Genomic DNA, 9769 nt, shown 5'->3' with positions numbered 1-9769 from the left:
CCGTACGGGTGATCGACCTGCGGGGACGGGTGGTGGCCGAAGCACTGGAGTACGGCGATTTCGTGGGCAGCGATCCGGTCGCGGTGTTCGGGCGGCTGGCCGCACTGTCCACAAGGGTGCTCGGCGGGCTCCCACCCGGGGTCCGGCTCGTCGGTGCCGGACTCGCCCTGCCCGGAATCGTCGCGGCGGAGGGGGATCTGCTGCTGCGGGCGCCGAATCTCGGCTGGTCCGATGTGGAGCCCGCGGCACTGCTCGGCGCCGCGACGCCCGCCGGGCTGCCCCTGCACATCGACAACGAGGCGAACCTCGCCGCGCGCACCGCCGCCGAGGCGGCGCCGGGACGTCCCGGCGCCTTCGGCGATTTCGTCTATCTCTCCGGGGAGATCGGGATCGGCGGGGCCGCCGTGCTCGGCGGCCAGGTGATGACCGGCCGCCACGGCTGGGCCGGCGAGATCGGGCACGTCTGCGTCGATCCCGCGGGCCCGTTGTGCCGCTGCGGATCCACCGGTTGCCTGGAGACCTACGCCGGACGGGACGCGATGCTGGCCGCCGCCGGGCTCACCCCCGCCTCGACGCTGGCCGAACTGGCCGAACTCGCGGGCGGTGGCGACGCCCGTGCCCGCGAGGCCCTTTCCGCCACCGCGCGCGCCCTCGCCGTCGCGCTCGCCGGGGTGATCAACGTGCTCGACATCCCGACGGTCGTCCTCGGCGGCCACCTGGCGCAGCTGGCGGATCTGCTGCGCCCGGAAGTGGAACAGCAGTTGCGGACCCGGGTGCTCTCGGCGCGCTGGGTGCCGCCGCGCATCGAGGCCGCCACTTCACCGCCCGCTCCCGGCGCAACGGGAGCGGCCTTCCGCGAGCTCTCCGGCATCCTCGCCGACCCCGCCGCCTGGCTGTGAACAGGCGCCCCGTGCTGAGCGTGATCAGGAGCATCGAGGAGAACACATGGGCAGAGCGGTCCTGATCGAGGAACCGGGCTCGCTGCGGATCGTGCCCGTGCCGGAGCGCGAGCCGGGGCACGGCGAGGCCGTGGTGCGGGTGGCCTGGTCCGGGATCTGCGGCTCCGACCGGGAGTTGTTCCAGGGCACGCGAACCCCCGGCTACTTCCGCTATCCCGTGGTGCCGGGGCACGAATGGTCCGGCACCGTCACCGCGCTCGGTCCCGGCACCGACCCCGCGCTGATCGGCAGACCCGTGGTGGGAGAAGGGTTTCGTAACTGCGGGCGCTGTGCGCCCTGCCGCCGCGCCGAAACAACCCTCTGCACCGCCGCGTACGACGAGACCGGCTTCACCCGGCCCGGTGCCTGGGCGGACGAACTCCTCCTGCCCGCCCGGCTCCTGCACCCCCTGCCCGAGGGCGCGGACCTGCGGGCCGCCGCGCTGGCCGAACCCGCCGCGTGCATGGCGGCGGCCGCGCTCAAGGCGGCCGTGGTGCCGGGCGAGCGGGTCGCGGTGGCCGGGGGCGGCACGCTCGGCATGCTGGCCGCCCAGCTGGTGGCGGCCTCCGGCCCCGGCGAGCTGGTCGTGCTCGACCCGCGCCCGGAACGGGAGGAACTCGCTTTGCGCTGCGGGGCGACGTCCTGGCGCGCCTCCGGGCAGGCGGACGGCGGTTTCGACGTGGTGATCGAGGCGGCCGGGGCCCCGGGCGCCGCCGCGCAGGCGGTCCGGCTCGCCCGGCGTGGCGGACGGATCGTGCTGACCGGGCTCGCCGGGACGGAGACGCACCCGCTGATCCCGTCGGAACTGGTGGCCGCGGCGGTGACCGTGCACACCGTGTTCGGTGCCCCGTCCTGGGCCTGGTCGCATGCGGTGCGGGCGTTCGCCCGAGGACTGCTCGATCCGGCTCCGCTGGTCACCCACGAGTTCCCGCTGGAAGCCGCCGCCGAGGCGCTCGACCTGCTCGGCGATCCCGCCACGCCGACCGGGAAGATCCTTCTGCACCCCTGAGCGCGGCCACGCGCCGGCTGCAGAACACAGACTGGAGGATGATCGTGGCAACCGACGTCTGGGGTGTGTTGGACGAGAAACAACGTCTCTCGTGGACGTTCACGCCCTTCGAACGCGTCGGACCGCTGGAGTTCGGGATGACGCATGAGCAGGCGCAGGCGGCACTTGATGGCGTCCTGCGGGCCGCTCTTCGGGAGGGTTCCACCGGGGCCGTGGCGCGGGCGGACTTCTGGCTGGAGCACCGACCTCATGCGAGGTTCTCCGGACCCGCGGTCACCGCGTACTACGACCGGTCGATCGGCCTGGCGGGCATTGCGGTCAACGCCCTGCGGGGCCCTCAGGTGACCCTGGACGGGATAGCACTCGTAGGGCAGGTGCCGTCACGTCTGGAGGATCGGTTCGCCGGCTACCTCGAGACGCACGACAAGGAACTTCGGTACTCGCAGTGCGCCGACCCGTGCTCGGCGCAGCTTGGTCTGGTGCTTCGGGTCCAGCGGGCCGGCGACCTCGTACTGAGCCGCGCGGTGATGGTGGCCGAAGCATGGGCCGATCGCTGCTGGGACACAACAGAAGGCAGCATCCCCCGGCAGGAGTGGAAGACTTTCGAGTGGTAGGGGTCTGACGAGAGACCGCGTCAGACCCCTACCGCCCACTTCGATCTAGTGCTCGGGAGCGGGCACCGGGGCCGGGGGCTGCCAGCCGGGCGGGCCGAACAGGTAGCCCAGGCGGTCGCGCAAGGTGCGTGCGGAACGCACATCCCGCCAGAGCGCGGCGAATTCGTGGTACTGCAGGGTCAGCACGTTGGTGCTGTCGATGTTCTTGGTCAGCCCGTAGGTGGGCCGGAAGCTCTCTTCGCGGAACGTGCCGAACAGCCGGTCCCACAGGATGAGGATGCCGCCGAAGTTCTTGTCGAGGTACTCCTTGTCGCTGGCGTGGTGCACGCGGTGGTGCGACGGGGTGTTGAACACGAACTCGAACCAGCGGGGCAGTTTCCCGATCGTCTCGGTGTGCACCCAGAACTGGTAGATCAGGTTCACCGAGAATCCGGTGAACACCATCCACGGCGGCACGCCGAGCGCGGGCAGCGGAGTCCACGCCAGAAGTTCGAACCAGGGGTTCCATTTCTGCCGCAGCGCCGTGGCGTAGTTGAAGTACCGGCTGTTGTGGTGCACCTGGTGCGCGGCCCACACCAGCCGGACCCGGTGGGACACGCGATGGTAGACGTACCAGAGGAAATCGACGCCGAACACCACCCCGATCCACACCAGCGGGCTGTGCGGGTCGAGCTTGAACGGCGAGAGCACGTACAGCACGGAGTAACCGAACAGGGCCAGTACGCGCCCGGCCCCGGAAAAGAACAGCGACACCACGCCCATCACGAGGCTGTTGCGGGCATCGGTCTTCTCGTAACCCTTGCGGCCCTTGGCGTCGTGGTCGCGCAGGGAGATCACTTCGACGACGAGCGCGACGAGGAAGAACGGAATCGCGTAGGTCACGGGCTCGTTGATCTGATCCCACAGCGTCATCGCTGCCACTCCTGCTCGCCTCGATATGACCGAACGGTCACTTCGCTGAAAACGACGGTAGGGTAAGTTCGACGCCATGTCAACGGCCGGGGGTCTGGGCACCAAGGGAATGGCGTACGCCGATCGCCGCCAGGAGATCACGGCGGCGGCGGTGCGGGAGTTCGCCGAGCGCGGCTTCGCCGGCTGTTCGATGGCCTCGATCGCGGCGAGGGCGGGCATCTCGAAGGCACTGGTGTACCAGCACTTCACCTCGAAGGAACAGCTCTACCTCGCCTGCTTCACGGGCATCGCCGAACCGCTCATCGCCCGCATCGAAACCGAGATGACCAGTGGGGTGGCACCCTTCTCCGTGCCCCTCAACGTCCTCAACGGCATCTTCGAGACCCTCGGCGAGCACCGGTCCGCCTGGCGCGTCTTCTACGACCCGACCGCCCCCACCACCGGTGAGACCGGCGAGGCGGTCGGCCGCTACCGGCGGCGCCTCACCGACTTCTCCGCCGCCGGGGTGACCGAATTCCTCGGCGCCCTCGGCGACCGCGATCCGCTCGACATCGACGCCCTCGCCAAGACCTGGACCGCGATCGTCGACGCCGTCGTCGGCTGGGCGATCGAACATCCGGAGGAAACCCCCGCCCAGCTCACCGAACGCTGGGGCCGGATCATCACCGCCATCTTCACCATCGGCTCGCGCTGAAAGGGCCCCTCACGGCCGCGCGCGGCGCGGAGTGACCGGGCCGACATCGCGCCCCTCCGTTCACTGGGCTTTTTCCCGGAGTTTCCCCTGTGAGGGCGGGAAGTTCGCCGTCGCCCGCACATACTGTCCGGGCACTTCGTCCCGACCCCCGAACGATCCCCGAGGCGACTCTCCATGACCCATGTCAACCGCAGGCGTTTCCTGCAACTCGCCGGTGGCACCGCCGCGACCTCCCTGCTGACCGCCAGCATCGCCCGCGCGGCGGAAATCCCGGCCTCGCGCCGCACCGGCACCCTGCGGGACGTCGAACACATCGTGGTGCTCATGCAGGAGAACCGCTCGTTCGACCACTACTTCGGCACCCTGCGCGGGGTGCGGGGCTTCGGCGACCCGCGCCCGGTCACCCTGCCCAGCGGGAAGCCGGTCTGGTACCAGTCCGACGGGACCCGCGACATCCTGCCGTTCCGTCCCGACGCCGACAACCTCGGGCTGAAGTTCATCCAGGACCTCCCCCACGGCTGGAACGACACGCACGCCGCGTGGAACCAGGGCCACTACGACCGCTGGGTGCCCGCCAAGTCCCCCACCACGATGGCGCACCTCACCCGTGAGGACATCCCGTTCCACTACGCGCTGGCGGACGCTTTCACCATCTGCGACGCCTACCACTGCTCGTTCATGGGCTCGACCGACCCCAACCGGTACTACCTGTGGACCGGGTACACCGGCAACGACGGCAAGGGCGGCGGCCCCGTCCTCGGCAACGACGAGGCCGGCTACTCCTGGACCACCTACCCCGAGCGGCTGGAGAAGGCCGGTGTTTCCTGGAAGGTCTACCAGGACATCGGCGACGGTCTGGACGCGGCCGGGTCCTGGGGCTGGATCCCCGACGCCTACCGCGGCAACTACGGCGACAACTCGTTGCTCTACTTCGACGCCTACCGCGGCGCCAAGCCCGGCGACCCGCTCTACGACAAGGCCCGCACCGGCACCAACGCCAAGCAGGGACAGGACTTCTTCGACATCCTGCGGGCGGACGTGAAGGCAGGGCGGCTGCCCCAGGTGTCCTGGATCGTCGCGCCCGAGGCCTTCTGCGAGCACCCGAACTTCCCGGCCAACTACGGCGCCTGGTACATCGCGCAGGTGCTCGACGCCCTCACCGCCGACCCCGCCGTGTGGAGCAAGACCGCGCTGCTGATCACCTACGACGAGAACGACGGGTTCTTCGACCACGTGGTCCCGCCGTACCCGCCGCTGTCCGCGGCCAAGGGCGCCTCCACAGTGGACACCGACGGCGAACTCTTCGCGGGCTCGGCCTCGCACCCGGCGGGCCCCTACGGTCTCGGCCAGCGCGTGCCGATGCTGGTGGTGTCGCCGTGGAGCAAGGGCGGCTGGGTGTGCTCGGAAACCTTCGACCACACCTCGGTCATCCGGTTCATCGAGCAGCGGTTCGGGGTGGCCGAGCCGAACATCTCGCCGTGGCGCCGGTCCGTCTGCGGCGACCTCACCTCGGCGTTCGACTTCGCGCGCACCGACAGCGCGGTCCCGGCGCTGCCGGACACCGCCGCATACCTCCCGCCGGACCGCGACCGTCACCCCGACTACGTGCCCGCGGTACCCGCCCATCCGGCGCTGCCGAAGCAGGAGCGGGGCCTTCGCCCGGCACGGCCGCTCCCCTACGACCTCGCGGCCGACGCCGCGGTCGCGGGCGGGAAGGTGAAACTGTCCTTCGCCAACCACGGCACGGCGGGTGCCACCTTCCACGTGACGTCCACTTCGGACAGCACAGGGCCGTGGACCTACACCGTCGGCGCGGGCCGCGACCTGTCCGGCGATCTGGCGCCGGGCTCCGGCGCCTACGACTACTCGGTGCACGGCCCCAACGGTTTCGTCCGGCAGTTCACCGGTTCCGCCCTCGCCGCCGGGCCCGAGGTGACCGCCCGGCATGACGGCGACGGTGCTCAGGTGCGGCTGGTGCTGGTCAACAACGGCACCACCACGGTGCGGCTCACCGTGACCGACGCCTACGGCAACGAGCGCCCGCAGACGCGCGTGCTCCGGCCCGGGACGCGGGTCACCGCCACGGCCCGGACCGAGCGCACCCACGGCTGGTATGACCTCTCGGTGCGCTCCGACGGCGATGCGGCCTTCCTGCGCCGCCTGGCCGGGCACGTCGAGACCGGCCGCGCCGCCACCAGCGACCCGGCCATCCTCACCGACTGAGCGCCCCCCGGGGCCCCCTCACGGCCGGCCGTGAGGGGACCCCTCACCGCAGGCGCTAGGCGAAATCGGTGGCGAGGATCTTCTCGATGTTGCGTTCCGCGAGTGCGGTGATGGTGACGAACGGGTTCACCCCGGTGCTTCCCGGGATCAGCGAGCCGTCCATCACGTAGAGCCCGGGATAGCCGGGCAGCCTGCCGTGGTTGTCGGTGGCCTGGTCCAGCACGCAGCCGCCGAGCGGGTGGTACACGAAGTCGTCGCCCCAGATCCTGTTCACGCCGAACAGGTCGCTGCGGTAGACCGTGCCCGCCTTGCTGTTGATCGCGTCGAATACCCGCTTGGCCGCGTCGATCGACGGCTGGGTCCAGCTCGCGTCCCAGTTCAGGCCGACCTTGCCGGTCGAGGAGTCGAACACGAAGGTGCCCCGGTTGGGGTTCTTCGTGATCGCCAGATACAGGTTGATCCACGTCTCGGTCCCGGCGGGAAACGGCGCGATCTCGGCGAACACCGGGCCGTTGGGGTCGGCCCAGTTGTCGATGCCCATCGTCGGCATCCCCGACTGGAGCGCGCCGGTGAGGTCCAGACCGGCCCTGGCCACCATGACGTTGCCGTTGTTCCCCCATGCGGTGCCCACCGCGTCCGGCAGGTCCGGCAGCCTGCCCTTGGCCTTGAGGGAGACGAGCAGCTTGCTGGTGCCGACGCTGCCCGCCGCGAAGATCACCCGGTCCGCGGTGACGGTCTTGGTGGCGACGACGTTCCCGGCGGTGTCGATCTGGGTCATGCCGACGGTGTAACCGCCGCCGGGAGCGGGCGCGACGTCGGTGACGGTGTGCAGGGGTGAAATGGACAACCTCCCGGTCGCGGCCGCCGCGGCGAGGTAGGTCTTGTCGAGTGATTTCTTGCCATGGTTGTTGCCGTAGATGACCTCGCTCGCCAGTGCCGAGCGCGGCACCTGGTTGGCATCCTCCTGTTCCATGTAGCCGAAGTCGTAGACGTTCGGCACGAACACCGTGCCGTAGCCGGCGTCGTTGGCGGTCTTGCGGCTGACCCGCGCGTACTGGTAGCAGTCGCACGATTCGAACCAGGCCGGGTCGATCGAGTTGACCCCCAGCTGCGCGTTCGCGCGCGGGAAGTAGGTTCCGTACATCTCGGCCGCGTCGACCGAGGGCAGGATCTCCTCGAAGTAGCTCTGCTTGGGGGTGACGGCCATGCCCCCGTTGACCAGCGAGCCGCCGCCGACGCCGCGCCCCTGGTACACCCTGGTCGTGGCGAACTGCTCGGAATCCAGTGCGCCCGCGTAGGAGGAGATGCTCTTGTTGGCGGGGAAGCCGAGGAAGTAGCCGACCGGCTGGTCGGTTTCGGTGCGGAACCAGTAGGACCGCTGGTCCGGGTTGAGCATGTTGCAGAAGATCTTGCCGTCGGAGCCGGGCGTGGTCCAGCTCTGCCCCATTTCCACGACGGCGGTGGGGATCCCGGCCTGCGTGAGGCGCAGGGCGGCGACCGATCCGCCGTAACCGCTGCCGACGATCAGCACGGGCACGTGGTCCCCGGCGGCGAGGACCTGTGACGGGCTCGCCGCCCTCGCGGTCCACGATGGCAACGCGAGCGCGCCCAAAGTAGAAGCTGTTCCGATCAGAAATCCGCGACGGCCGAGGCCGCCGTACTGCTGCGTTCTCCGTTGTCCTGTGGCATTGCGGTGGCGCATGACTGCCCTCTCCACTAGGCAAGAAAGTGGAACACGTTATATAGGCAGCCGGAGGTCTTGTCAGCCGTTACCTCCCGGTAACGGCGGGAGATTTGCCGAACCCGGGTGCCGCTGTCCGCCTTGTCCCGTACCGGGGGTCACCCCTGCCCCCGCCAGTACTCGAGACTGGTGCGGGCCTGGCGGGTGCCGGGGTGGTCCGGCCCGACGATCCGCAGGTAGTCCTCGAGCAGTGCGGCGAAGGCATCGGCGGCCCCGGCCGCGTCGCCCGCCGGGCCCCGCCAGCCGGCGAGCCGGGCCCGCGTGGACAGGGTCTGCGGGTGTTCCGGCCCGAGCACGCGGGCGCAGTCGGCGGCCAGCGCCTCGAAATCCCGCACGGCCGCCGCGGGATCGCCCAGCAGGCCTCGCTGGTGGGCGAGATTTCCCCGGACCGACAGCGTGTCCGGGTGATCCGGCCCCAGCACGCGCCGGTAGTCGCCCAGCAGCGCCGCGAATTCGGCGGCCGCGCCTGCCGCGTCCCCTTCCGCGCTGCGCCAGCCGGCGAGGAACTGCCGCGCCAGCAGGGTTTTCTGGTGGTCCTCCCCCGCCACGCGCCGGTAGTCGGCGACCACCTCCTCCAGCGCGGCGACCGCCGCGGTCGCGTCACCGGCCATGCCCCGCTGGTGGGCGAGATTGCTGCGCGCCATCAGGGTCGAGAGGTGATCGGGGCCGAGCACCCGCCGGTAGTCGCTGGACAGCGCGTCGAACTCCGCGGCGGCCCCCGCAATGTCACCCGTGACGCCGCGCCACCCGGCGAGGAACTGCCGCGCCAGCAGGGTGTGCTCGTGATCCGGTCCCAGCCGCCGGGCGGCCTCGGCGGAAAGCTCCTGCCACCGGGCCACCGCCGCCCCCAGCAGGCCGGAATCGCCCAGGCTGTGCGCTTCCCGGAACAGGACCTCGTACCCGCCCGCGGTCCAGAGCACCTCACCCGCGTGCGAGGCGAGCGCGGCGGCGTTGGCCCGCAATGCCACGCCCTCGCCGGGTTCGCGTTCGATCCCGGGCCAGACCTCCAGCAGTGCCGCGGCGGCCGCCCGGGCGAGTTCGGCGAAGCGCTCCGCGTCCAGGTCCTCCCGGGTCGCGCGCTGGACGAGGGCGTGCACCCGTACCGTTCCGGCGTCCTGCCCGGCGAGGCTCAACCGCTGCAGGCAGCGCACGGCGTCGGCGGCTTCGTCGCCGGTCACCGGCGGCCCGGACCGGCCCCGCCCGAGGAACGCCAGCCCGGCCGCCGTGGTGAACACCGCGGCCGGGAAACCGGCGGGATCGAAGACGGAGGCCAGCCGGAGCACCGGTCCGGCCAGGCCGGCGGGTTTGAGGCGGTCGGCCAGCTCGACCGACAGCGACCAGGTCGCCGCGACGGTTTCCCGTTGCTCGTCGGGCAGTGCCCCGTCCTCGGGCAGCACGTCGGCCAGCCTGCGGCGCCGGTCGGCCAGCCGCGCCCGGTAGGCCGCGCAGTCCAGGTCGCGGTCCAGCATGTAGGCGGCGGCCTGCGCCAGCGCCAGCGGCAGGAACCCCAGTTCGGCCGCCAGCAGATCGGCCTCCGCCAGCCGATCGGGATCGCCGTCGAACCGGCGCTCCAGGTAATCGCGGGCCTCGGCTGGACTGAACACCCCCACCTCCTTCAGTCGCCGTCCGCTTCCGGAC

8 protein-coding genes are annotated in these 9769 nt (G+C 71.0%); 5 read left to right on the top strand and 3 right to left on the bottom strand.

Annotated elements, in window-relative coordinates; translation table 11 throughout:
- The 3 genes from FNH05_RS23115 to FNH05_RS38870 all read left to right on the top strand — a co-directional run.
- Window positions 1-899, top strand: an 899-nt coding sequence (locus tag FNH05_RS23115; protein WP_144590818.1) for an ROK family protein, incomplete at its 5' end; no start/stop codon positions are given.
- A 46-nt stretch (window positions 900-945) separates the two neighbouring features.
- The gene (locus FNH05_RS23110; RefSeq protein ID WP_144590817.1) at window positions 946-1947 is read left to right on the top strand and encodes a zinc-dependent alcohol dehydrogenase; all 1002 of its coding nucleotides are present in this window, start codon (window positions 946-948) and stop codon (window positions 1945-1947) included.
- Window positions 1948-1985: 38 nt separating this feature from the next.
- Window positions 1986-2561 (top strand): hypothetical protein, encoded by a 576-nt coding sequence (locus FNH05_RS38870; RefSeq protein WP_222426681.1) that lies wholly within the window; start codon window positions 1986-1988, stop codon window positions 2559-2561.
- Between the two features lie 45 nt (window positions 2562-2606).
- Here FNH05_RS38870 and FNH05_RS23100 read toward each other — a convergent pair whose 3' ends face one another.
- Entirely contained in the window at window positions 2607-3473 is an 867-nt protein-coding gene (locus FNH05_RS23100) for a sterol desaturase family protein (RefSeq protein ID WP_144590816.1), read from the bottom strand.
- A 76-nt stretch (window positions 3474-3549) separates the two neighbouring features.
- Between FNH05_RS23100 and FNH05_RS23095 the strand changes: the two genes are divergently transcribed.
- Both FNH05_RS23095 and FNH05_RS23090 read left to right on the top strand, forming a co-directional pair.
- On the top strand, window positions 3550-4167 hold the full coding sequence (locus FNH05_RS23095; protein WP_144590815.1) for a TetR/AcrR family transcriptional regulator: 618 nt from the start codon (window positions 3550-3552) through the stop codon (window positions 4165-4167).
- A gap of 174 nt (window positions 4168-4341) precedes the next feature.
- Window positions 4342-6390 (top strand): phosphocholine-specific phospholipase C, encoded by a 2049-nt coding sequence (locus FNH05_RS23090; protein ID WP_144590814.1) that lies wholly within the window; start codon window positions 4342-4344, stop codon window positions 6388-6390.
- 55 nt (window positions 6391-6445) lie between these two features.
- On the opposite strand, the gene FNH05_RS23085 is transcribed toward FNH05_RS23090, so the two are convergent.
- On the bottom strand, window positions 6446-8092 hold the full coding sequence (locus tag FNH05_RS23085; RefSeq protein ID WP_144590813.1) for a GMC oxidoreductase: 1647 nt from the start codon (window positions 8090-8092) through the stop codon (window positions 6446-6448).
- A gap of 137 nt (window positions 8093-8229) precedes the next feature.
- Window positions 8230-9769: tetratricopeptide repeat protein (locus FNH05_RS23080; protein ID WP_222426680.1), on the bottom strand; the 1540-nt coding region annotated here is incomplete at its 5' end.

The organism is Amycolatopsis rhizosphaerae, from assembly GCF_007713715.1.
Taxonomy (GTDB): domain Bacteria; phylum Actinomycetota; class Actinomycetes; order Mycobacteriales; family Pseudonocardiaceae; genus Amycolatopsis_E; species Amycolatopsis_E rhizosphaerae.
This window is presented reverse-complemented; position numbering and strand designations above follow the sequence as displayed.

Bases quoted from the DNA above. Each gene is read 5' to 3' on its own strand.
- FNH05_RS23110 (WP_144590817.1), top strand. From the start codon at position 946: ATGGGCAGAGCGGTCCTGATCGAGGAACCGGGCTCGCTGCGGATCGTG.
- FNH05_RS38870 (WP_222426681.1), top strand. From the start codon at position 1,986: ATGATCGTGGCAACCGACGTCTGGGGTGTGTTGGACGAGAAACAACGT.
- FNH05_RS23100 (WP_144590816.1), bottom strand. From the start codon at position 3,473: ATGACGCTGTGGGATCAGATCAACGAGCCCGTGACCTACGCGATTCCG.
- FNH05_RS23095 (WP_144590815.1), top strand. From the start codon at position 3,550: ATGTCAACGGCCGGGGGTCTGGGCACCAAGGGAATGGCGTACGCCGAT.
- FNH05_RS23090 (WP_144590814.1), top strand. From the start codon at position 4,342: ATGACCCATGTCAACCGCAGGCGTTTCCTGCAACTCGCCGGTGGCACC.
- FNH05_RS23085 (WP_144590813.1), bottom strand. From the start codon at position 8,092: ATGCGCCACCGCAATGCCACAGGACAACGGAGAACGCAGCAGTACGGC.